This is a genomic window from Pseudomonas fluorescens, assembly GCF_001708445.1.
Taxonomy (GTDB): Bacteria; Pseudomonadota; Gammaproteobacteria; order Pseudomonadales; family Pseudomonadaceae; genus Aquipseudomonas; species Aquipseudomonas gorinensis.
Genome location: NZ_CP015637.1, coordinates 49,409 through 72,503, shown reverse-complemented (window position 1 = coordinate 72,503; position 23,095 = coordinate 49,409). Strand labels below are relative to the sequence as shown.

The following is a 23,095-nucleotide window of genomic DNA, read 5'->3' as shown; positions in this document are numbered from 1 at the left end:
GGTCAGTTAAGGCTTTTTTGTAGGAGCGAGGGGGACGCCTAGTTCTTGCTCGCGAAGAACTCACAGGCGCCGCGTTCATTCAGGCAACACGCGTTATCGTTGACGTTTTTCGCGAGCAAGAACTAGGCGTCCCCCTCGCTCCTACAGAAGGCGATGTACGCTTAGCGTCAGCCTGAAACTTTAAGCCGGCTGATCCAACGCCAACTCAACCCCCAGCTTGCGGGACAGGCACGGCCAGCGTTTCCACGCGGCTTCCGTGTATGGGCTTTTCAGCTGTTCGCGATACGCCTCGACTGACTCCAGCGCAAAGCTGTCTTCGTTGAGCATTTCATCCACTGCCAGGTGCACCGCTTCGTCCAGCTGGTTGGCGAATGCTTCGCCGATCAACTGATGGGCAATCACGTTAGCCACGGTGGTATCTGCCGGAATCAGTGGCTGGCCAAAATGCTTGATATACAGATCATTGACTTCTTCAACCAGGCGATGGGCCAGGTAGGCCTCGTCCAACAGGCCGTCGAGTCCTTCATGGCCAGCCAGGATCGCGGGCGGTTGCAGGAAGAATTGTTCGGCGATCTTCAATACTGGCTTGATCTGGCTCTCGATACCGGCTTCGCGGGCCACATCGTTGGCGGCGTCCAGCAAGTCGGGGACAAGTTCGATGTAAGCCGTGACAAAGCGGGTCATGACAATGTTGCGATCGCCGTCAGCCAGGGAGATGGCCGAATGCAGGTGCGGCAATTGTTTTTCCAGCTGCTGGGCAAGCTGGCCAGTGCGGGCTTCATGTTGATGGGCATGGGAAATCTGCTCGCGCAATGCGGCGGTGTTCATGAAAGCTCCAGTGATGCAGGCGTTGGGAATAGGGAGAGCATAAGGTAGCTCGTTTATACGAGATCCTAAGACGCATTTGTCATAATTATTTCATGGTTATGCGTCCACGTTATATCGAATTGCCATCGTTTGTCGGATAAACGATTCCGCCCCCGGTTTTATTGGCTTTGGCGGTTCATTTTCGCTCATTTGCCCCTACACATTGCGGGGTTGCAGACCCTGTCTATACTCGGGTTTGTACGCAATTAGCTGATGACGCCAGACTGCATAAGCAGGTGAGGCTAAGCGGTTGTAAGCAGTATGGAAGCCGCTCCCTTCGACGCAGGTGCAAACCGGCGGGATAACAAGAACGATAAGGGGAACCCGCAATGACGCGACATCCACACGTTTGGATGGGCCTTCTGTTGTGGTCAGTATTCGGTCAGGCGCACGCCGCCTGGACAACGAATATGGCGCCAGGGGCGACTGAAGTCAGTCACGCTGTGTTCGACCTGCACATGACCATTTTCTGGATCTGTGTGGTAATCGGCATTGTTGTGTTTGGCGCAATGTTCTGGTCGATGATCCTCCACCGCCGCTCTACGGGCCAGGTCGCGGCCAAATTCCACGAAAGCACGACCGTGGAAATCCTCTGGACCGTGGTGCCCTTGCTGATCCTGGTGGCCATGGCCATTCCGGCGACCAAGACGCTGATCAACATCTACGACAGCAGTGAATCGGATATCGATATCCAGGTCACTGGCTACCAGTGGAAGTGGCATTACAAATACCTGGGCCAGGACGTGGAGTTCTTCAGCAACCTGGCCACGCCCGCCGAGCAGATCCACAACCAGGCGACCAAGGGCGAACACTACCTGCTGGAGGTCGATCAGCCGTTGGTACTGCCGGTGGGGGCCAAGGTGCGCTTCCTGGTGACGGCCGCCGACGTGATCCATTCCTGGTGGGTGCCGGCCTTTGCGGTCAAGCGCGACGCCATCCCCGGGTTCGTCAACGAGGCCTGGACCCGTATCGAGAAGCCCGGCATCTATCGTGGCCAATGCGCTGAACTGTGCGGCAAGGACCACGGTTTCATGCCGATCGTGGTCGAGGTCAAGTCCAAGGCCGACTACGACACCTGGCTCGGCGAACGCAAGGCCGAAGCCGCCAAGCTCAAGGAGCTGACCTCCAAGGAGTGGACGCTTGAAGAGCTGGTGGCCCGTGGCGATAAGGTCTACCACACCACCTGCGTGGCCTGTCACCAGGCCGAAGGCCAGGGCCTGCCGCCAATGTTCCCGGCGCTCAAGGGCTCGCCGATTGCCACCGGCACCAAGGAAGACCACCTGCACCGCGTCTATTTCGGCAAGCCCGGCACCGCCATGGCGGCGTTCGGCAAGCAACTGTCCGAGGTGGATATCGCTGCGGTTGTGACCTACGAGCGCAACGCCTGGGGTAACAACAAAGGCGACATGGTCACGCCTAAAGACGTGCTGGCCATCAAGCAGGCGGAAAGCAAATGACTTCATTCATTGCATATGCCCCGAACCGCCCCGCCCACTCGCTTGCAGGAGAACGGCCATGAGCGCTGTGATCGATGACCATGGCCACGCCGGTGACCATGCCCACGGCCCCGCCAAGGGTTTGATGCGCTGGGTGCTGACCACCAACCACAAAGATATCGGCACCATGTACCTGTGGTTTGCCTTCACCATGTTCCTGTTGGGCGGCTCGTTCGCCATGGTGATCCGTGCCGAGCTGTTCCAGCCCGGCCTGCAGATCGTGGAGCCTGCGTTCTTCAACCAGATGACCACCATGCACGGCTTGATCATGGTGTTCGGTGCGGTGATGCCGGCGTTTGTCGGCCTGGCCAACTGGATGATCCCGCTGATGATCGGTGCGCCGGACATGGCCCTGCCGCGCATGAACAACTTCAGCTTCTGGCTGCTGCCGGCGGCATTCCTGCTGCTGGTTTCGACCCTGTTCACTCCGGGCGGTGGGCCAAACTTCGGCTGGACCTTCTACGCCCCGCTGTCCACCACCTACGCGCCAGAAAGCGTGACGTTCTTCATCTTTGCCATCCACTTGATGGGCATCAGTTCGATCATGGGCGCGATCAACGTGGTCGCCACCATCCTCAACCTGCGCGCACCCGGCATGACCCTGATGAAAATGCCGTTGTTCGTCTGGACCTGGCTGATCACCGCCTTCCTGCTGATCGCGGTGATGCCGGTGCTGGCGGGCTGTGTGACCATGATGCTGATGGATATTCACTTCGGCACCAGCTTCTTCAGTGCGGCCGGCGGTGGTGATCCGGTGCTGTTCCAGCATGTGTTCTGGTTCTTCGGCCACCCCGAGGTGTACATCATGATCCTGCCGGCGTTCGGTGCCGTCAGCTCGATCATCCCGACCTTCTCGCGCAAGCCGTTGTTCGGCTACACATCGATGGTGTACGCCACGGCGAGTATCGCGTTCCTGTCGTTTATCGTGTGGGCGCACCATATGTTCGTGGTGGGCATTCCGTTGGTCGGCGAGTTGTTTTTCATGTACGCCACGTTGCTGATTGCGGTGCCCACGGGCGTGAAGGTGTTCAACTGGGTCAGCACCATGTGGCAAGGCTCGCTGACGTTCGAAACACCGATGCTGTTCGCGGTGGCGTTCGTGATCCTGTTCACCATCGGCGGCTTCTCCGGGCTGATGCTGGCGATTGCCCCGGCGGACTTCCAGTACCACGACACCTACTTCGTGGTGGCGCATTTCCATTACGTACTGGTGCCCGGTGCGATCTTCGGCATCTTCGCCTCTGCCTACTACTGGCTGCCGAAATGGACTGGCCACATGTACGACGAAACCCTGGGCAAGCTGCATTTCTGGTTGTCTTTCGTGGGCATGAACATGGCGTTCTTCCCGATGCACTTCGTGGGACTGGCCGGCATGCCGCGCCGGGTGCCGGACTACAACCTGCAATTTGCCGACTTCAACATGGTTTCGTCCATTGGTGCCTTTATGTTCGGCGCCACGCAGATCTTCTTCCTGTTTATCGTGATCAAGTGCATCCGCGGCGGCCCGCCGGCGCCGGCCAAGCCGTGGGATGGCGCCGAAGGCCTGGAGTGGAGCGTGCCCTCGCCCGCGCCGTACCACACCTTCACCACGCCACCGGAGGTCAAATGAACAGGTCCCCGATGATCCCCTGTGGGAGGGGGCTTGCCCCCGATGGCGGTGTGTCCGCTGACATCATCCTTGGTTGTAAAACAGCCATTGGGGGCAAGCCCCTTCCCACATTGACCTCATTCACGCTGGGTGGGCGACATGGCTGACTCCGTACCGCTCAAGCGCCTGGTCACCCGCCTGCTGATCCTGGTGGTGGCGATGTTTGCCTTCGGCTTTGCCCTGGTGCCGATCTACGACGTGATGTGCAAGGCGTTCGGTATCAACGGCAAGACGGCCGGGCAGTACGAGGGCGAACAGATTGTCGACCCTGCGCGGCAGGTGCGGGTGCAGTTCCTGTCCACCAATGCCATCGACATGGTCTGGGAGTTCCACTCCAAGGCAGACGAGGTGGTGGTCAATCCCGGTGCTGTGACGGAGATGCTGTTCGTGGCCTACAACCCCACTGACAAACCGATGACGGCCCAGGCGGTGCCGAGTATTTCCCCGGCCGAAGCGGCGATGTACTTCCACAAGACCGAATGTTTTTGCTTCACCCAGCAAGTGCTGCAGCCAGGCCAGCGCATCGAGATGCCAGTACGCTTTATCGTCGATCGCGATATGCCCAAGGATGTGAAGCATTTGACCCTGGCGTACACGCTGTTCGATATCACTGCGCGCCAACCACCGGTGGCTGTCCATAGCGGCGGCTAGCTACTGTTTGCCCGCTTAATCAGGAGAACGAATACATGTCGACTCATGATACGTACTACGTACCGGCGCAAAGCAAATGGCCGATAATTGCCACCCTTGGCATGCTGGTCACCGTGTATGGCCTGGCCGTGTGGTTCAACGATCTGAAGGCCGCCCGCCCGGAATCCCACGGCCCGTGGATCTTTTTCGTCGGTGGTCTGCTGCTGGCCTACATGCTGTTCGGCTGGTTTGGTGCAGTGATCAAGGAAAGCCGTGCCGGGCTGTACAGCGCGCAGATGGATCGCTCGTTTCGTTGGGGCATGACCTGGTTCATCTTTTCCGAGGTGATGTTTTTTATCGCGTTCTTCGGCGCGTTGTTTTATGTGCGGCACATGTCCGGGCCTTGGTTGGGCGGCGAAGGTCATAAGGGCATCGCGCACATGCTGTGGCCGAACTTCGAGTTCACCTGGCCGTTGCTCAATAACCCTGATCCCAAGCTGTATCCCGCGCCCGAGGGCACCATCAGCCCGTGGGGCCTGCCGCTGGTCAACACCATCCTGCTGGTGAGCTCCAGCGTGACCATCACCATTGCCCACCATGCCTTGCGTAAAGGGCACCGTGGCGCGCTGAAGCTCTGGTTGGCGATCACCGTACTGTTGGGGTTGGGATTTCTCGGGTTCCAGGCCGAGGAATACATCCATGCCTATAAAGAGCTGGGCCTGACCCTGGGCTCGGGCGTGTACGGCGCGACCTTCTTCATGCTCACGGGCTTTCACGGCGCCCACGTGACCATCGGCACCATCATTTTGTTTGTGATGCTGATGCGCATCCTGCGCGGGCACTTCAATGCCGAGCATCAGTTCGGTTTCGAGGCGGCCAGTTGGTATTGGCACTTTGTGGATGTGGTGTGGATCGGGCTGTTTTTCTTCGTCTATGTGCTGTGAGGCGACTTACCAAGGCGCGTGAGACACCAGTTGGCCGCTGAAAAAGCCCCAGGCGATCAATGCCACGGTGATCACGGCCAGTACGACACGCACGGTCAAGGCAGTGACGAGGCGGTTGGAGTTGCCCTCGTCCTTGACCAGGAAGAACAAGCCACTGAACAGGCTCACGACGGTCGCGATCAGCATCAGGGCAATGGCGGCTTTGAGCATGGTCTGGTTCCTGGCTTCGGTGGGCATTGAGGTGAGGGGATGGGCGGGCAATGAAAACAAGTATAGCCAGCGCCATGAAACGCTTTCGTCCAGGTATCGCGCCGACCTTGGTGGTGATGGTTCTGCTGCCGTTGATGGTGGGCTTGGGTTTCTGGCAACTGTCGCGCGGCCATGAGAAGCAGTTGCTGGTGGACAGCTATGCCGAACGCCGCGCGGCTGAGCCGATCAGCAGTGTGCAGCTCGCTGACATGGCGGACCCGGCCTTTCGCCGCGTGCATCTGCGCGGACAATTCGATGCCGAGCACAGTGTGTTGCTGGATAACCGCATGCGCGACGGGAAGGCCGGTGTCGAGTTACTGCAACCCTTTCATGACCAGGCCAGCGGCCTGTGGCTGTTGCTCAATCGCGGTTGGTTGCCGTGGCCGGATCGGCGCACCCTTCCCGCCTTCACCACACCCGACCAGCCTTTGAATCTCGACGCCTGGGTGTATGTCGCGCCCGGCGAAACATTCCAGTTGCATGCAGACCCCACGACCGCGCAATGGCCGCGCCTGTTGACCGCGCTGCACCCCGCTGCGCTATGGGCTGAGCTCGGACGCAGCGGTTTTGCCTACGAACTGCGCACCGAAGCCGGCCCCGGTACGTACGAAACCACCTGGCCCATCGTTGCGATGGGCCCGGAGAAACACCTGGCCTACGCGGTGCAGTGGTTCGCCATGGCGCTGGCGCTACTGGCGCTTTACCTCTACCTCGGATGGCACACCACAAAGGAGAAGCCCCATGGGAACGGCCATGAATCCACCCAACATGTCTGAGGTGCCTGATCGGCGCAAAGGCCGCTGGCAACTGATGCTGATCCTGCTGATGGTGATCGGCCCGATGGCGCTGGCCACCTTTATGTACAAACTGCAGTTCTGGGTGCCGGACAGTCGCAGCTATCACGGAGAACTGATCGGTAAGGGTCAGACCCGCGCCGATATTGGCGTGCAGGCCGATGAACAGCGCTGGCAGTTGCTGGTGACCGCGCCCGCCGCCTGCGCCGCCGATTGCCAGCAACTGGTGTACCTCGCGCGCCAATTGCAGATCGGCCTGGGGCGCGATGCGTCGCGCGCCAGCCATGCCCTGGCCAGTGCACAGCCGGTCGGTGCCGACTATGACGCCAAGTTGAAGGTCGAATACCCGCAATTGCAGCGCTACTCGCTGGATCTCTCGACGTTCACCAAAAACGCCGCCGCACCGGGCGACGCGCAACTGTGGATCGTCGACCCCCACGGCAACCTGGTGCTGCGCTACGACGCCAAGGTCAAGGGCAAGGACTTGCTCAACGACCTGCGCCACCTGTTGAAACTGTCGAACATCGGATAAGGGCATCGTCATGGCCAAACCTGGATTTCGCCTCGCGTTGTTTGCCACCTTGCTGGCACTGATCGTTGTGCTGCTCGGCGCCTATACCCGCCTCACACACGCCGGCCTGGGTTGTCCGGATTGGCCGGGTTGCTACGGCTTTATCAGCGTGCCGCAAAGCGAGGCCCAGTTGGCCCATGCCGAACTGCATTTCCCTGATACGCCGGTGGAGGCGGAAAAGGGCTGGAGCGAGATGGTCCACCGTTACTTTGCTGGCACCCTGGGCGTGCTGATCGTGTTGCTGGCGGCGCGCGCCTGGAGCCATCGGCGTGATCCGGGCCAGCCGGTGAAGTTGCCGCTGTTTTTATTGGCGGTGGTGTTTGCCCAGGCGGCGTTTGGCATGTGGACGGTCACGTTGAAACTCTGGCCGCAAGTCGTGACCGGACATTTGTTGGGCGGCTTCGCAACCTTGAGTCTGTTGTTCCTGCTGACCCTGCGGCTGTCCGGCGTGCTGCCCGCGCTGATCGTGCCCAGGCGCCTGCAATATTGGGCGACCGCGGGGTTGGTGCTGGTCATCGCGCAGATTGCGCTCGGCGGCTGGGTCAGCTCCAACTACGCAGCGGTGGCTTGTATCGACCTGCCCACCTGCCATGGCCAGTGGTGGCCGGCGGCGGACTTTGCCAATGGTTTTCACCTCACCCAGCATATCGGTCCCAATTATCTCGGCGGGCAGCTCGACAGCGACGCGCGCACCGCCATTCACCTGACCCACCGCGTGGGTGCGGTGCTGGTCACCCTGGTTCTGCTGGGCTTGGCCTGGCAGTTGCGCGTCGTTGGCATGACCCGGCTCGCGGGGCTGTTGCTGATCGCTTTGGCGGCGCAAATCAGCCTGGGCCTGAGCAACGTGTATTTCCACCTGCCGCTGCCGGTTGCAGTCGCTCACAATGCTGGCGGCGCAGCATTGTTGCTGACCCTGGTATTGGTCAATTACCACGCCCGCACCAGCCTGGTTCGGGTGCGTCATCAACTGCCGTTCGGCTGGCGCTTCCTTCCGCGCAAGCCGGTATCCGGCCTCACCACCCTTAAAGGAGAGATGCCATGGCGACCTTGATCGGCGCGCGTCACGGCCAGGCAGTCTGGCGCGACTACCTGGAGCTGACCAAACCGAAAGTGGTGGTGCTGATGCTCATCACCTCCCTGGTGGGCATGTTCCTCGCCACCCGTGCAGGGGTGCCGTGGACGGTGCTGGTGTTCGGCAACCTGGGCATTGCCCTGTGTGCCGGCGGTGCGGCGGCGGTCAACCATGTGGTGGATCGGCGGATTGATGCGGTGATGGCTCGCACCCACAAGCGGCCGATGGCGGAAGGGCGCGTGTCGCCTATTGCGGCGTTGGCTTTTGCGTTGTTTCTGGCGGTTGCAGGGCTCGCGCTGTTGCTGGCCTTCACCAACCCGCTGGCGGCCTGGTTGACGCTGGCCTCTCTGCTCGGCTACGCGGTGATCTACACCGGTTTTCTCAAGCGTGCGACCCCGCAGAATATCGTGATTGGCGGCCTGGCCGGCGCCGCTCCGCCGCTGTTGGGATGGGTTGCGGTCACCGGCCATATCAGCGCCGAACCGTTGCTGCTGGTGCTGATCATCTTTGCCTGGACCCCGCCGCATTTCTGGGCCCTGGCCATTCATCGCAAAGAGGAGTACGCCAAGGCCGATATCCCGATGCTGCCGGTTACCCATGGTGAGCACTACACCAAGGTGCATATCCTGCTCTACACCTTCGCGCTGCTGGCGGTGAGCTTGATGCCCTATGTGATCCATATGAGTGGCCTGCTCTACCTGGCGTGCGCGCTGGTTTTGGGCGCACGCTTTCTGCAATGGGCCTGGGTGCTGTACCGTGGCGCTCAGCCGCACGCGGCGATCAACACCTTCAAGTACTCTATCTGGTACTTGTTCCTGCTGTTTATCGCCCTGCTCGTAGATCACTACTTACTGTTGAACCTATGACTCGAACTCAAAAAACTGTCTTCATTCTGGTGGCCATTGTCGCGTTGATCATGGGCCTGACCGTCAACAAGGTGCTCTCGGGCAAGGGCCAGGGTGACCCCACCGCCTTGATCGACGCAGGTATCATCCTGCTGCCGCAAAGCCGCCAGCTGCCGTCAGTGAGCATGACTAACCAGGAAGGCCAGCCGGTGCTGGTCAATGAATTGAAAGGCAAGTGGAGCCTGCTGTTCTTCGGCTACACCTTCTGCCCGGACATCTGCCCCACCACGCTCGCCCAACTGCGCCAGATCAAGAGCGAGCTGCCCAAGGAGGCTGTGGATAAGTTGCAGGTGATCCTGGTCAGTGTCGACCCGAACCGCGATACACCGACCCAGCTCAAACAGTACTTGGGCTACTTCGACCCGCAGTTCCAGGGCTTGACCGGCGCGAATGTGGACGATGTGCAGAAGGTGTCGAATGCGGTGAGCATTCCGTTCATTCCGGCGGATACCAGCAAGCCCAACTACACCGTCGACCACAGCGGTAACCTCGCGCTGATTGGGCCGGATGGCACCCAGCGTGGCTTTATCCGCGCGCCGCTGAACAACCAGAAGCTGGTGGCGCAGTTGCCGGGGTTGTTACAGCGCAAGTAACAGGTAATACAAAACACATGTGGGAGGGGGCTTGCCCCCGATGGCGGCAGATCAGTCAGCTGATGCAGCGACTGATACTCCGCAATCGGGGGCAAGCCCCCTCCCACATTTTTTGATCTCCAGAGTGTTGGAGACCGAGTCGGATCAGAACGCCGGCAGGATTGCGCCTTTGTACTTCTCTTGGATGAACTGCTTCACCTCAGGCGTGTGCAGGGCGGCAACCAGCTTTTTCACGGCGTCCGAATCCTTGTTGTCTTCGCGGGTTACCAGGATGTTCACGTAAGGCGAGTCATTGCCTTCGATCACCAGGGCGTCCTTGGATGGGTCCAGCTTGGCTTCCAGCGCGTAGTTGGTGTTGATCAGCGCCAGGTCGACCTGGGTCAGCACACGCGGCAGGGTGGCGGCTTCCAGTTCACGGAACTTGAGTTTTTTCGGGTTGCCGGTGATGTCCTTGATGGTCGACAGGATGTTGGTCGGGTCCTTCAGGGTGATCAGGTTGTGCTTGGCCAGCAGCAACAGCGCGCGGCCGCCATTGGTGGCGTCGTTCGGGATCACTACGTTGGCACCGTCCGGCAGGTCTTCCAGCTTTTTGTACTTGCTCGAGTAAGCACCCAGGGGCTCCAGGTGCACGGCGCCGACGCTCACCAGCTGAGTGCCCTTGGCTTTGTTGAACTCATCAAGGTACGGCTGGTGCTGGAAGAAGTTGGCGTCCAGGCGTTTTTCAGCCACTTGCACGTTCGGCTGCACGTAGTCGGTGAAGACTTTGACTTGCAGGTCCACGCCCTCTTTGGCGAGTGCAGGCTTCACGAATTCGAGGATTTCCGCATGGGGTACCGGCGACGCAGCGACGGTAATTGTCTCGGCGTGGGCGGAAAACGCGGCGACGGCGGCGAAAGCAACCAGTAGTTTTTTCATCCAGCAAGCTCCTTGTTCGGGCATGTGCCGGCGGGGGCCGGCAATGGCCGTTATTTTCGAGAAAAGTGCACCACCAGCTTGTCGCCGACGGTTTGCAGAATTTGCACCAGAACCAACAGCATCACCACGGTGACCACCATCACGTCGGTTTGGAAACGCTGGTAACCGAAGCGGATCGCCAAGTCACCCAGGCCACCGGCGCCGACCACACCGGCCATGGCGGTGTAGGACACCAATGTAATCGCCGTCACCGTGATCGCCGCGAAAATGCCGGGGCGGGCTTCGGGCAGCAGGGCGTTGGTAATGATCTGACGCGTGCTGGCGCCCATGGACTGGGTGGCTTCGATGATGCCGCGGTCGACTTCGCGCAAGGCGGTTTCCACCAGCCGTGCAAAAAATGGCGTTGCCCCGACGACGAGTGGCGGGATAGCGCCGGCCACGCCCAGCGATGTGCCGGTGATCAGTACCGTGAACGGGATCATCACGATCAACAGGATGATGAACGGCAGCGAACGCAGGATGTTCACGATCAGCGACAGCAGCGCGTATACACCTTTTTGTTCGAACAACTGGCGCGGGCTGCACAGGAACAACAGCACGCCCAGTGGCAGGCCGAGAAGCACAGTGAAGAACAGCGAGCCAAATAACATGATCATGGTGTCGCCGGTGGCGAGCCAGATTTCGGACCAGTCGATATTGGCGAAGAAACTCAACAGGACTTCCATTAGCGCAGGACCTCCATGTGGACGTCTGCGGCGGTGAAGCGCGCGAAGGCCGCTTCCATGTCGCCGCCGGTGACGGCGAGGGTCAGTTGCCCGTAGGGGATGTCTTTGATGCGGTCGATACGCCCGGCAAGGATGCTGTAGTCCACCCCCGTTTCGCGAGCGACGGTACCCAGCAGCGGCGCGTAGGTCGCTTCGCCCTGGAATGTCAGGCGCACGATACGGCCTGGTACATGGGCGAAGTCATCGCGCTGCTCGCCTTCATCGACCTGCTCGGCTTCCTGCACGAAGCGCTTGGTGGTCGCGTGCTTGGGGTGCAGGAACACATCGGCCACCGAGCCTTGCTCGACGATCACGCCGGCGTCCATCACGGCGACCTGGTCGCACACGCGGCGGATCACATCCATTTCATGGGTGATCAGCACGATGGTCAGTTTCAACTCGCGGTTGATCTCGGCCAGCAATTGCAGGACCGAGGCGGTGGTCTGCGGGTCGAGGGCGCTGGTGGCTTCGTCGCACAGCAGAATCTTGGGTTTGGTCGCCAGGGCGCGGGCGATACCGACGCGCTGCTTCTGGCCGCCGGACAGCTGCGCCGGGTATTTCCTGGCATGGTCCGACAGCCCGACACGAGCGAGCAATTCGGCCACGCGCTGGTCGATTTCCCTGCGGGACAATTCGCCGGCCAGGGTCAGCGGCAGTGCCACGTTGTCGGCAACGGTCTTGGAGGCCAGCAGATTGAAGTGTTGGAAGATCATCCCGACCTGCTGGCGGAAACGACGCAGGCCGTTGGCGTCCAGGGCCGTGACTTCTTCACCGTCGACATTGATCTGGCCGCCGCTGGGTTCTTCCAGGCGGTTGATCAGGCGCAGCAGGGTGCTTTTACCCGCACCCGAATGGCCGATCAGGCCAAACACCTGGCCGTTCTCTACGCGCAGGCTGGTGGGGTGCAGTGCGGGGATATCCTTACCGGCGACGCGGTAGGTTTTATGGACGTTATGAAACTCGATCACGTAGCGAACCTTGTGGGGCGCATGGAAAAGGGATCAGCGGTTAGCCGGGCGCGCATTTTAGCCTGTCCGTATAGCGTTTCTTAGCATTTATTTCGCATTCATCCAGCGATTTGGCAATAACGCGATCAAAGGTCATAAAAAAGGAACGGTACAAAACTGCGTCAGTCACTACTTAAGCAACGCGATTTCCCAGGTGCCGTGCCTGGGGTTTTGCTCAAACGAGCCGGGGACCGCTCTGGCCACTTTGAATAAGGAGTTTTGTCTGATGAGTACCAAGAAGCCAGCTACCCCGCCGAAGAGTGAACTCGCGGGTACCGATACCCTGGACCGTGGCAACACCAACGCCAAGCTGCAGGCCCTGGAGGCGTTCCGTTCCGACGCGACCGGCCAGGCGCTGCGTACCAACCAAGGCGTAAAGATTTCCGATAACCAGAACACGTTGAAAGTCGGCGCCCGCGGCCCGTCGCTGCTGGAAGACTTCATCATGCGTGAGAAAATCACGCACTTCGATCACGAACGTATCCCGGAGCGCATCGTGCATGCCCGTGGTACGGGCGCCCATGGGTATTTCCAGACCTATGCAAACCATTCAGCGCTGAGTAAGGCTGGCTTCCTGCGGAACCCCGAGCATAAAACCCCGGTGTTCGTGCGCTTTTCTACGGTGCAGGGCCCGCGTGGTTCGGGCGATACCGTGCGCGACGTGCGGGGCTTTGCCGTGAAGTTCTTCACCGACGAAGGCAACTTCGACCTGGTGGGCAACAACATGCCGGTATTTTTCATCCAGGATGCGATCAAGTTTCCCGACTTTGTGCACGCGGTAAAACCTGAGCCGCACAACGAGATTCCTACCGGCGGCTCGGCGCACGATACGTTTTGGGATTTTGTCTCGCTGCAGCCGGAGTCGGCACACATGGTGCTGTGGGCAATGTCCGACCGTGCCATTCCAAAAAGCCTGCGCGCCATGCAGGGGTTCGGTATTCATACCTTCCGCTTGATCAATACCGAAGGTAAGTCGAGCTTCGTGAAATTCCACTGGCATCCAAAGGTCGGCACCTGCTCGCTGGTGTGGGACGAGGCGCAAAAGCTTGCCGGTAAAGACACCGACTACCACCGCCGCGACCTGTGGGAAGCCATCGAAAGTGGCGATTACCCTGAGTGGGAGCTGGGTGTACAAATCGTCGCCGAAGAAGATGAGCATAAGTTCGACTTCGACCTGCTGGACCCGACCAAGATCATCCCCGAGGAGCTGGTGCCCATCACCCCGCTGGGCAAGATGGTGCTTAACCGCAACCCGGACAACTTCTTTGCTGAAGTCGAGCAAGTTGCGTTCTGCCCTGGCCATATCGTCCCAGGTATCGACTTCACCAATGACCCGCTGCTGCAAGGCCGTCTGTTTTCCTACACGGATACCCAGATCAGCCGACTGGGAGGGCCGAACTTCCATGAGCTGCCGATCAACCGGCCGGTAGTGCCTTTCCATAATGGTCAGCGCGACGCCCAGCATCGCACGGTGATCGACAAGGGCCGTGCGGCCTACGAGCCCAACTCGATTGACGGCGGCTGGCCCAAAGAAACCCCGGCAGCCGCTCAGGATGGCGGTTTTGAGACCTACTATGAGCGGGTCGACGCGAATAAGGTCCGTGAACGCAGTGAGTCGTTTGGCGATCACTTTTCCCAAGCCACGCTGTTCTTCAACAGCATGAGCCATCATGAGAAAGAGCACATCATCGCGGCCTACAGCTTCGAGTTGGGTAAGGTGGAGCGTGAGTTTATCCGTGCGCGCCAGGTCAACGAGATTCTGGCCAATATCGATCTGGAACTGGCCAAGCGCGTGGCGCAGAACCTCGGTTTACCGGCGCCGACCAAGGGCACGGTACCGCCACGCAAGACGTCCTTGAAAGAGTCGCCGGCGCTGAGCCAGGTGAACCTGCTGTCGGGCGATATCAAGACGCGCAAAGTGGCGATCCTTGCCGCTGATGGCGTGGATGGCACAGCGATTGATGCGCTGAAGAAGGCGCTGGAAGCTGAGGGTGCCCATGCCAAGCTGTTGGGGCCGACTTCGGCGCCGGTGAAGACGGCTGATGGCAAGCGCCTGAAGGTGGATGCGTCAATGGAAGGCATGCCGTCCATTGCGTTTGACGCGGTGTTCGTGCCTGGCGGGAAAGACTCGGTGAAAGCCTTGAGCGGTGATGGTGTGGCGTTGCACTTCCTGCTGGAAGCCTACAAGCATCTGAAAGCGATCACGGTGGCCAGTGACGCGAAGCCATTGCTGGATTTGCTCAAGCTTGAGGCGGATGCGGGGTTGATCGTTGGTTCGGATGCGAAAGCGTTCAAGGCGTTTTTTGCCGCGATTGCCCAGCATCGGGTTTGGGATCGTGAGCCGAAGGCCAAGGCGATCCCGGCCTGATTTTTTGGTTGTTTGTTAGATCGTCATCGGGGGCAAGCGCCCTCCCACATTTGAAATGTATTCCAAATGTGGGAGGGCGCTTGCCCCCGATGCGTCATTCCGCCTTACGCGGAGTCAGCACAACCTGCGCCGAGATGTTCTTCAGAATCTGCCGTTGAATCTTCAGGTCATACCCCGAATCAATCCGCTTTACCCGTTTGGTCAGTAGCGTGGCCAGCCACGGGTAATCCTGGGTGCGCGGCACCTGGAGGCTGACTTCACACTGGTAATTCACGACATCGGTAGCGATGGCGTCCAGTTGATGGCGCAGTTCTTCGATATCGGTGAGGTTCAGCGCTACGGTAGTGCTTTGGGCGGACGGGTCGATGACCTTGGCGACGGGTTTGGTTTCGGCGGCTTTCAGGGCGGCCTCGGCTTTGTCCAGCTCGGCTTTGCGGGCGTGGGTGATGGCGCTGTTTACCCCACCCGTCAGCGCCGGGGCCTTGGGCATCAATGCACGGGCGCGGCTCAGGGCGGTGGCGGCGGCGTTGACATCGCCTTTTTGCAATACGATTTGACTGCGTTGCAGATAGGCTTCGGCCAATTGGCGCTGGTACGCCTCCAGCGCTGGGTCGTTGGGCGACTCGGCCTGCAATGCGGCGAGCTGGTCTTCGGCGGTGGCCAGCTCACTGCTGGCGAGGTTTTGCTCCAGCTTTGCGATGGTCGCAGCGCGCGCGTCAGGCGCCTCGGGGGCGGCGGGCGGTGTGCTTTGACAGGCGCCCAGCAGCAGGGAAAATGCGGCAAGGAGCAGATAACGGGAGGTGAACGGCTTCATTCCTGCGACTCTCTATTTGCGCAAAAAGCGAGCAAGTCTACACCCCTCGACGGGGCAGGACAAAACTCAGCAGAAACAGGGCGGCGGCCGTGACCACAATCGACGGTCCTGCCGGGGTGTCCTTGAACCAGGACAGCGCCAGGCCCCCGCATACCGCAAGCATCCCCAGCAGGCTGGCGCCGAGCGCCATCTGCTCCGGTGAACGGGCGTGACGCTGGGCGGCGGCTGCGGGGATGATCAGCAGCGATGTGATCAACAATACGCCGACAATCTTCATCGCGACAGCGATCACCACTGCGATCAACAACATCAGCGCCATGCGCAGAGCGGGGACGGGCAAGCCTTCGACGGTGGCCAGCTCCTCATGCACGGTGATCGCCAGCAGTGGCCGCCACAGGCTCACCAGCAGCACCAGCACGGCTGCGCTGCCGCCGAGGATCCAGGCCAGGTCGGTTGGGCTGATTGCCAGCAAGTCACCGAACAGGTAGGCCATCAGGTCGATGCGCACTTCATGCATGAAGCTCAGCACCACCAGGCCCAGGGACAGCGTGCTCGGCGCCAGGATGCCCAGCAGCGTGTCGGAGGCCAGCGGTTGGCGCTGTTGCAGGGTCACGAGCAGTACCGCCAGCAGCAGGCAGCCTGCCGTCACGGCGATGGTCGGGCTGACGTCCAGCAGGAAACCCATGGCTACGCCCAGCAGCGCGGCATGCGACAACGTGTCGCCGAAGTAAGCCATGCGCCGCCAGACCACGAACGAACCCAGGGGGCCCGCCACCAGCGCCAGAGCCAAGCCTGCCAGCAGGGCGTAGAGCAGAAAATCAGCCATGCTTGCAGCTATCTCCATGAACGTGGGTGTGAGGCGTCGCGGAATCGTCGACCACGGCGCCATGCAGGTCATGGGCGTGGTCGTGATGGTGGTGGTAGATCGCCAGGCTCTGTGCGTTCTTGCCGAACAGTTCGACAAACGCCGGATCGCCGCTGACCTGTTCCGGGTGGCCGGAGCAGCACACATGACGGTTGAGGCACACCACCTGGTCAGTGGTACTCATCACCAGGTGCAGGTCGTGGGAAACCATCAGCACACCGCAGCCATGGCGGTCGCGCAGGCGGGTGATCAGGCTGTACAGCTCGGCCTGGCCAGCGACGTCGACGCCTTGTACCGGCTCATCGAGCACCAGCAGTTCAGGCTCGCGCAACAGGGCGCGGGCCAGCAAGACGCGCTGCATTTCGCCCCCGGAGATGCTTTGCACCGGGCTGTCGATCACGTGTTCAGCGCCGACTTCCTTGAGCGCCGCCTGCGCGCGGGGGCGGTCCACGCCGGGTACCAGGCGCAGGAAACGCAGCACGGACAATGGCAGCGTTGGGTCCACATGCAGTTTTTGTGGCATATAGCCGACGCGCAGCTTGGGCTTGCGCCACACGCTGCCAGTGTCGGGCTTGAGCAGGCCGAGGACAGCGCGCACCAGGGTAGTCTTGCCGGCGCCATTGGGGCCGATCAGGGTGACGATCTGCCCCGGCTCCACACTCAGTGCGATGTTATCCAGCACGTTTTGCCCGGCGAACGTGACCCCGACCTGCTCCAGGCGGATTAGCGCATTGCTCATCAAGCCCCCTGGCAACCGGAGCAGAGACCGACGACTTCGACGGTTTGCCCTTCCACCTTGAAGCCGACATCGGCGGAACTCGTGATAATGGCGTCGCTGATGCTTTTTTGTTCAAGCTCGATGGCGGCGTGGCACTTGCGGCAGATCAGGAACTGGCCCTGATGGGCGTGTTCCGGGTGATTGCAGCCGACAAAGGCGTTGAGCGAGGCAATGCGGTGTACCAGGCCGTTGTCCAGCAGGAAGTCCAGTGCGCGATACACCGTGGGCGGCGCGGCGCGGCGCCCGTCCTGCTCGCTGAGCACGCCGAGAATGTCGTAGGCGCCCAGTGGCTTGTGGCTTTGCCACACCAGCTCCAGCACCCGCCGGCGCAAAGCAGTCAGGCGCAAGCCCTTCTGTGCGCACAGGGTATCGGCTTCCGACAGCGCGGTATGCACGCAGTGAGAGTGGTCGTGGGGACGGCTGGCAAGCGGTGTTATAGGCATGAGCGGCGACAGACATTTGATAGAGACGTTATTATGTTACCCGTTCCTACGCCATTGAGTGGTCATCGTGTCCCGACTTTTTCCCGTTTTTGTCGTATTTGCCGCCAGTTTGTTCATTGCCGGTGCCGCGCAGGCCGAGGTCAAGGTGCTGACCAGCATCAAGCCGCTGCAACTGATCGCCGCGGCTGTGCAGGAGGGTGTGGCCATTCCAGAGGTGCTGCTGCCGCCAGGCGCGTCGCCCCATAACTACGCCTTGCGCCCATCCGACGTACGGCGTGTGCAATCGGTGGACTTGCTCTATTGGATCGGCCCGGACATGGAAAGCTTCCTGCCCCGCGTGCTCAAGGGCCGTACGGCGGCAACCGTGGCGGTGCAGGACCTGCCGGGCATGAAATTGCGTCGTTTCGCCGAAGATAGCCATTCTCACGCCGATGATGCTGACGAACATGACCACGATCACCGCCCGGGCAGCCTGGATGCACATTTGTGGCTGTCGACCGTCAACGCGCGGGTCATCGCCGCGCGCATGGCTGCGGACCTCAGCGCCGTTGACCCGGAGAATGCCGAGCGTTATCAGAGCAACGTGAAAGCGTTTGATGGCCGCCTGGATGCTTTGGACGCGCGCCTGAAAGCGCGTATGGCAGGCGTCAGTGCCAAACCTTACTTCGTGTTCCACGAGGCCTTCGACTACTTTGAAGACGCTTATGGGCTCAAGCACGCCGGTGTGTTCAGCGTCGCGGCCGAAGTGCAACCCGGCGCCCAGCATGTGGCGGCGATGCGTACGCGTTTGCAGGAAGTCGGTAAGACCTGCGTGTTCAGTGAACCACCCTTGCGCCCGCGCCTTGCCGAGACCTTGGTGGCCGGTTTGCCGGTGAAACTGGCGGAACTGGATGCACTGGGCGGCTACACCCCGGCTTCGGCCCAGGGTTACGAGCAGGTGTTGGATAAGTTGGGGAATGACCTGGCAGGTTGCCTGGAGTCGTTGTAAGCCTCAACCAAGATCAAATGTGGGAGGGGGCAGGCCCCCTTCCACATTTTTGACCGGGTGGGTCCTTAGAGCGCGAATGGCAGGTGGACGGTGACCTGCTGGCGTTGCGCCAACCGATGTTCGAACTCGGCGGGATCGTGGATCAACACATCTTGCCCGGCAAAGGATTCCGCGGCGATCAGGCGCGACAGCCAGAACCGCACGCAGGCCACGCGCAACATGGTCGGCCACAACTCGGCCTCCTTGGCGGTGAACGGCCGTAGCCCTGCGTAGGCACCCAGCAGCGCACGGGCACGTTGCCCATCTATCACGCCGTCGGCATCCGAACACCAGTCATTCAGGGCGATCGCCACGTCGTACAACATTGGCCCCGAACAGGCGTTATAGAAGTCGATCAAGCCCGTCAGGTGCGTGCCTTCGAACATCGCGTTGTCACGGAACAGGTCGGCGTGAACGTTGGCGCGCGGCAGGGCGAGGATCTCGACCTTGTGGGCCTCGATTTCAGTCAATGCAGCTTGCAACAGGCTTTGCTGTGCATCGTTCAAGTGCGAAATCAGCTGCGCGCCTTCGCTGAGCATCCAGTTCAGCCCGCGATCAGTCTTGCGTTCCAGCACTTTCTCGCCTTGCGTCGCCAAGTGCAGATGGCCGAGCAGGTCGCCGACCTGGGCGCAGTGCTGGGCGTTGGCGTCCTTGATGTGCTTGCCGGCCAGGCGCGGTTGCAGCAACGCCGGTTTACCGGCCAGTTCGCGCAAGGCTACGCCGTCGGTGGTGCGCAGGGCGTAGGGCACGGGCAGGTCGGCGTCGTGGAGCACGTCGAGCAGTTCGATGAAGAACGGCATTTCTGCGACCGGGCCGCGTTCAACCAGGGTCAGGACGAACTCGCCTTGCTCCAGGCTGATAAAAAAATTGGTGTTTTCGCTACCAGCGGCAATCCCCTGGAAGTCAAGCAGGCGGCCGAGCCCATAGGGGGCAAGAAAGGTTTCCAGCTCGGGCCGAGCCAGGGGGGTGAACACAGACATGGTTAAAACTGCCATTACGGGCGCTGCGGGGAGCAGCGCCGATTAAAGTTAAGAAATCATTTCCATTCGAAGATCTTCCATGAAGGGATCAGCATATCCGGCTGGTCAGAGCGGATGAAGTTCGCATCGGTTCCGTCCGCGCGCACCAGGAAATACGGTGGAAAGCCTTTCTTGGTCACCTTGATTGCGTACAGGAAACCGTTTTGGCGGTACTCCTGGATAGTCCGGTCGCCTTCCGTGCGAATGGTGACTTCCGGGTCGCCCGAAGGGGCGGTGTCTGCCGCCATGGCGGCCAGCGGAGCGAATGCAAACAAGCCGGTCAACAGCAGGCGATTGAATGTACGCATGATAACCTTGTCCCTTTGTTTTCATTGGTCCGGCTATTCTAGCGCCTGACCCGCCGAAAAGGTTGATCCTGCTCATGAGCCAAGCACCCCTCGTCCTGGTGGACGGTTCTTCTTATCTGTACCGCGCCTTCCATGCGCTGCCACCGCTGACCACCTCCAAAGGCCTGCCGACCGGTGCGGTCAAGGGCGTGTTGAACATGCTCAAGAGCCTGCGCAAGCAGTACCCGGACAGCCCGTTCGCGGTGGTGTTCGACGCCAAGGGTGGGACCTTTCGCGACGATATGTACGCGCAGTACAAGGCCAACCGTCCGAGCATGCCCGATGACATGCGCTTGCAGATCGAGCCGCTGCACCAGAGTGTGATCGCCCTGGGCTTCCCTTTACTGTGCGTCGAAGGCGTCGAGGCCGATGATGTCATCGGCACCCTGGCCCGCAGCAGCGCGGCCGCTGACCGCCCGGTGGTGATTTCGACCGGTGACAAGGACATGGCGCAACTGGTGGACGGGCACATTACCTTGGTCAACACCATGACCGGTAGCGCCATGGATGTGGAGGGCGTAAAGGAGAAATTTGGCGTCGCTCCGGAGCAGATCATCGACTATCTGGCGCTGATGGGCGACTCGTCCGACAACATTCCTGGGGTTCCAGGCATTGGTCCCAAAACCGCCTCTGGCTTGTTGGTGGGCGTTAATGGCGGCCTGAAAGAGTTGTACGAGCAACTGGATATCGTGCCAACCCTGCCCATCCGTGGTGCCAAGACGCTGCCGGCCAAGCTGCTGGAGCATAAGGAGATGGCGTTCCTGTCCTACCAGCTGGCAACCATCAAGATCGATGTACCGCTGGATGTGGGCTTGGATGACCTGCACCTGATCGAGCCGGATCGCGAGAAGCTCCTGGAGTTGTACACCCTCCTGGAGTTCAAGAGCTGGTTCGACGAAGTGCAACGCGACGCCAAGCGCTCTGGGCTGGAGGTGGCGGCTCCGGTTGTGGAGAATGCGCCGCTCATCGATACCGCACTCAAGTACGAAACCATCCTCGACCAGGCGCGTTTCGACGTGTGGTTGAAGAAGCTCGGCGACGCCAAGTTGTTTGCCTTCGACACCGAGACCACTGGCATTGATGCCCAGCAGGCGCAATTGGTGGGCTTGTCGTTTGCAGTCCAGCCCTATGAAGCCGCCTACATCCCGCTGACCCATTCCTACATGGGCGTACCGGAGCAACTGGACCGTGACACGGTGCTGCGCGCACTCAAGCCGATTCTCGAAGACCCGAGCAAGCTCAAGGTCGGCCAGCACGCCAAGTTCGACATGAACATCCTGGCCAACTGCGCTATCGGCGGTGATCAGGCATGCGGCATCTCGGTGCAGGGCATTGCCTACGACACCATGCTCGAGTCCTACGTCCTGGATTCCACCGCCACCCGCCATGATATGGACAGCCTGGCTCAGAAATACCTGGGCCACACCACCGTCAGCTTCCAGGATATCGCCGGCAAAGGCGCCAAACAGCTGACTTTTGACCAGATCTCCCTCGAACAAGCCGGCCCATATGCCGCAGAAGATGCTGACGTGACCTTGCGCCTGCATCAGACCCTGCATGAAAAACTCCTGGCTATCCCAAGCCTGGCCTCGGTGCTGACGGATATCGAAATGCCGTTGGTGCCGGTGTTGGCGCGTATCGAACGCCAGGGTGCGCTTGTGGATGCCAAGCTCCTCGGTGTGCAGAGCGTTGAGCTGGGGAACAAGATGGTCGAGTTGGAGCGTGAGGCATTTGCCATCGCGGGTGAGGAATTCAACCTTGGCTCACCCAAGCAATTGGGCGCGATCCTCTACGAAAAACTCGGCCACCCGGTGCTCAGCAAGACCGCCAAGGGCCAGGCGTCGACCGCCGAAGCGGTGCTCGCCGAGTTGGCCGACCAGGATTTCCCGTTGCCCAAGGTGCTGATGCAATACCGCTCGATGAGCAAGCTCAAAAGCACCTACACCGACCGCCTGCCAGAGCAGATCAACCCGCGCACCGGGCGTATTCACACGTCTTATCACCAAGCGGTGGCAGCAACCGGGCGTTTGTCGTCCAGTGACCCGAACTTGCAGAACATTCCGATCCGCACCGCCGAAGGCCGGCGGATTCGCCAGGCGTTCATCGCGCCCAAAGGCTACAAGTTGCTGGCGGCGGACTACTCGCAGATCGAACTGCGGATCATGGCGCACCTGGCCAAGGATGAAGGTCTGCTGCATGCTTTCCGTAATGACCTGGATGTGCACAAGGCTACCGCTGCCGAAGTATTCGGGGTGGCGTTGGATGCGGTGACCACCGACCAGCGGCGCAGCGCCAAGGCGATCAACTTCGGCCTGATCTACGGCATGAGCGCGTTTGGCCTGGCCAAGCAGATCGGCGTCGACCGCAAGCAATCCCAGGCGTATATCGATCGCTACTTCGCCCGCTACCCTGGCGTGCTGGCTTATATGGAACGCACCCGCGCCCAGGCGGCCGAGCAGGGATACGTCGAGACCATTTTTGGTCGTCGCCTGTACCTGCCGGACATCAACGCGAAGAACCCGGCGCTGCGCAAGGGTGCCGAACGGACGGCGATCAACGCACCGATGCAGGGCACGGCGGCGGATATCATCAAGAAAGCCATGGTGGCGGTGGATCACTGGCTGGCCGAGTCGGGCCTGGACGCCAAAGTCATCCTGCAGGTGCACGATGAATTGGTGCTGGAGGTTCGCGAAGACCTGGTCGATACAGTGCGTGAGGAGATTCGTCAGCACATGAGCCAGGCCGTGACACTGGATGTGCCCTTGCTGGTGGAAGTGGGTGTGGGCGACAACTGGGACGAAGCCCACTGATTTCGGGGCTTTGCCGCCACCCAGCGTGGCGGCTGAGCGCGTTAGATCCGAAAGTGATGTCAGTTATTGCCAATAGTTTTTTGGGCGGGCAGGAACTTAACTCATGAAATGCGACTCAGAGTTACTGAATGGGTGGTGAAGCCCTTCAATGCTCCTATGTTGTGTTAAG

General features: G+C 60.5%; 23 protein-coding genes. 12 read left to right on the top strand and 11 right to left on the bottom strand.

Annotation, left to right across the window (positions count from 1 at the left end):
- Positions 1-180 precede the first annotated feature (180 nt).
- Positions 181-828, bottom strand: coding sequence for a hypothetical protein (locus tag A7317_RS00370; protein WP_069074953.1), 648 nt, complete (start codon positions 826-828; stop codon positions 181-183).
- A gap of 368 nt (positions 829-1,196) precedes the next feature.
- Here A7317_RS00370 and coxB point away from each other — a divergent pair, with 368 nt between their 5' ends.
- The 4 genes from coxB (at position 1,197) to A7317_RS00350 (ending at position 5,585) form a co-directional block, all read left to right on the top strand.
- Entirely contained in the window at positions 1,197-2,324 is a 1,128-nt protein-coding gene (gene coxB / locus A7317_RS00365; protein WP_069074952.1) for a cytochrome c oxidase subunit II, read from the top strand.
- 58 nt (positions 2,325-2,382) lie between these two features.
- Complete coding sequence (gene ctaD / locus A7317_RS00360) at positions 2,383-3,972, top strand: cytochrome c oxidase subunit I (protein WP_024072609.1); 1,590 nt, start codon at positions 2,383-2,385, stop codon at positions 3,970-3,972.
- A gap of 138 nt (positions 3,973-4,110) precedes the next feature.
- Positions 4,111-4,662, top strand: a complete 552-nt coding sequence (locus tag A7317_RS00355; RefSeq protein WP_024072610.1) for a cytochrome c oxidase assembly protein — start codon at positions 4,111-4,113, stop codon at positions 4,660-4,662.
- 35 nt (positions 4,663-4,697) lie between these two features.
- Positions 4,698-5,585, top strand: a complete 888-nt coding sequence (locus A7317_RS00350) for a cytochrome c oxidase subunit 3 (RefSeq protein WP_024072611.1) — start codon at positions 4,698-4,700, stop codon at positions 5,583-5,585.
- Between the two features lie 6 nt (positions 5,586-5,591).
- Here A7317_RS00350 and A7317_RS00345 read toward each other — a convergent pair whose 3' ends face one another.
- Complete coding sequence (locus tag A7317_RS00345) at positions 5,592-5,795, bottom strand: twin transmembrane helix small protein (RefSeq protein WP_016978774.1); 204 nt, start codon at positions 5,793-5,795, stop codon at positions 5,592-5,594.
- A gap of 50 nt (positions 5,796-5,845) precedes the next feature.
- Between A7317_RS00345 and A7317_RS00340 the strand changes: the two genes are divergently transcribed.
- Genes A7317_RS00340 through A7317_RS00320 form a run of 5 tightly spaced genes read left to right on the top strand, consistent with a single transcriptional unit; the run spans position 5,846 to position 9,769 of the window.
- Positions 5,846-6,610, top strand: a complete 765-nt coding sequence (locus tag A7317_RS00340; protein ID WP_069074951.1) for an SURF1 family protein — start codon at positions 5,846-5,848, stop codon at positions 6,608-6,610.
- Entirely contained in the window at positions 6,576-7,160 is a 585-nt protein-coding gene (locus tag A7317_RS00335; RefSeq protein ID WP_069074950.1) for a hypothetical protein, read from the top strand. Before A7317_RS00340 ends, A7317_RS00335 begins: the two co-directional genes overlap by 35 nt.
- A gap of 10 nt (positions 7,161-7,170) precedes the next feature.
- Positions 7,171-8,250: a COX15/CtaA family protein gene (locus A7317_RS00330; protein WP_024072614.1), complete on the top strand. Its 1,080-nt coding sequence runs from the start codon at positions 7,171-7,173 to the stop codon at positions 8,248-8,250.
- Entirely contained in the window at positions 8,238-9,137 is a 900-nt protein-coding gene (gene cyoE / locus A7317_RS00325; RefSeq protein ID WP_024072615.1) for a heme o synthase, read from the top strand. The genes A7317_RS00330 and cyoE overlap by 13 nt, the downstream gene beginning before the upstream one ends.
- On the top strand, positions 9,134-9,769 hold the full coding sequence (locus tag A7317_RS00320) for an SCO family protein (protein WP_024072616.1): 636 nt from the start codon (positions 9,134-9,136) through the stop codon (positions 9,767-9,769). Before cyoE ends, A7317_RS00320 begins: the two co-directional genes overlap by 4 nt.
- Before the next feature lie 144 nt (positions 9,770-9,913).
- Here A7317_RS00320 and A7317_RS00315 read toward each other — a convergent pair whose 3' ends face one another.
- Genes A7317_RS00315 through A7317_RS00305 form a run of 3 tightly spaced genes read right to left on the bottom strand, consistent with a single transcriptional unit; the run spans position 9,914 to position 12,416 of the window.
- Entirely contained in the window at positions 9,914-10,684 is a 771-nt protein-coding gene (locus A7317_RS00315) for a MetQ/NlpA family ABC transporter substrate-binding protein (protein ID WP_024072617.1), read from the bottom strand.
- Positions 10,685-10,734: 50 nt separating this feature from the next.
- Positions 10,735-11,409, bottom strand: a complete 675-nt coding sequence (locus A7317_RS00310) for a methionine ABC transporter permease (RefSeq protein WP_024072618.1) — start codon at positions 11,407-11,409, stop codon at positions 10,735-10,737.
- Positions 11,409-12,416 carry a methionine ABC transporter ATP-binding protein gene (locus A7317_RS00305; protein ID WP_024072619.1) on the bottom strand — a complete coding sequence of 336 codons (1,008 nt, stop codon included), beginning with the start codon at positions 12,414-12,416 and terminating at the stop codon, positions 11,409-11,411. The genes A7317_RS00310 and A7317_RS00305 overlap by 1 nt, the downstream gene beginning before the upstream one ends.
- Positions 12,417-12,660: 244 nt before the next feature.
- Between A7317_RS00305 and katE the strand changes: the two genes are divergently transcribed.
- Complete coding sequence (katE, locus tag A7317_RS00300; protein WP_256581280.1) at positions 12,661-14,823, top strand: catalase HPII; 2,163 nt, start codon at positions 12,661-12,663, stop codon at positions 14,821-14,823.
- A 94-nt stretch (positions 14,824-14,917) separates the two neighbouring features.
- Here the strand turns inward: katE and A7317_RS00295 are convergent, their stop codons facing one another.
- Genes A7317_RS00295 through A7317_RS00280 form a run of 4 tightly spaced genes read right to left on the bottom strand, consistent with a single transcriptional unit; the run spans position 14,918 to position 17,723 of the window.
- Positions 14,918-15,637, bottom strand: a complete 720-nt coding sequence (locus A7317_RS00295) for a PA5502 family lipoprotein (RefSeq protein ID WP_069074948.1) — start codon at positions 15,635-15,637, stop codon at positions 14,918-14,920.
- Positions 15,638-15,674: 37 nt separating this feature from the next.
- The gene (gene znuB, locus A7317_RS00290) at positions 15,675-16,463 is read right to left on the bottom strand and encodes a zinc ABC transporter permease subunit ZnuB (protein WP_024072622.1); all 789 of its coding nucleotides are present in this window, start codon (positions 16,461-16,463) and stop codon (positions 15,675-15,677) included.
- Positions 16,456-17,241, bottom strand: coding sequence for a zinc ABC transporter ATP-binding protein ZnuC (gene znuC, locus A7317_RS00285; RefSeq protein WP_069074947.1), 786 nt, complete (start codon positions 17,239-17,241; stop codon positions 16,456-16,458). The genes znuB and znuC overlap by 8 nt, the downstream gene beginning before the upstream one ends.
- Complete coding sequence (locus tag A7317_RS00280) at positions 17,241-17,723, bottom strand: Fur family transcriptional regulator (RefSeq protein ID WP_069074946.1); 483 nt, start codon at positions 17,721-17,723, stop codon at positions 17,241-17,243. The genes znuC and A7317_RS00280 overlap by 1 nt, the downstream gene beginning before the upstream one ends.
- A 58-nt stretch (positions 17,724-17,781) precedes the next feature.
- Between A7317_RS00280 and A7317_RS00275 the strand changes: the two genes are divergently transcribed.
- Positions 17,782-18,711, top strand: a complete 930-nt coding sequence (locus tag A7317_RS00275) for a zinc ABC transporter substrate-binding protein (RefSeq protein WP_024072625.1) — start codon at positions 17,782-17,784, stop codon at positions 18,709-18,711.
- 65 nt (positions 18,712-18,776) lie between these two features.
- Here A7317_RS00275 and A7317_RS00270 read toward each other — a convergent pair whose 3' ends face one another.
- A complete protein-coding gene (locus tag A7317_RS00270; protein ID WP_024072626.1) occupies positions 18,777-19,730 on the bottom strand; it encodes a homoserine kinase in 954 nt (317 codons plus the stop codon).
- A gap of 56 nt (positions 19,731-19,786) precedes the next feature.
- The gene (locus A7317_RS00265) at positions 19,787-20,077 is read right to left on the bottom strand and encodes a DUF2782 domain-containing protein (RefSeq protein WP_024072627.1); all 291 of its coding nucleotides are present in this window, start codon (positions 20,075-20,077) and stop codon (positions 19,787-19,789) included.
- A gap of 74 nt (positions 20,078-20,151) precedes the next feature.
- On the opposite strand from A7317_RS00265, the gene polA reads away from it, so the two are divergent.
- The gene (polA, locus tag A7317_RS00260; RefSeq protein ID WP_069074945.1) at positions 20,152-22,926 is read left to right on the top strand and encodes a DNA polymerase I; all 2,775 of its coding nucleotides are present in this window, start codon (positions 20,152-20,154) and stop codon (positions 22,924-22,926) included.
- Positions 22,927-23,095: the final 169 nt, after the last annotated feature.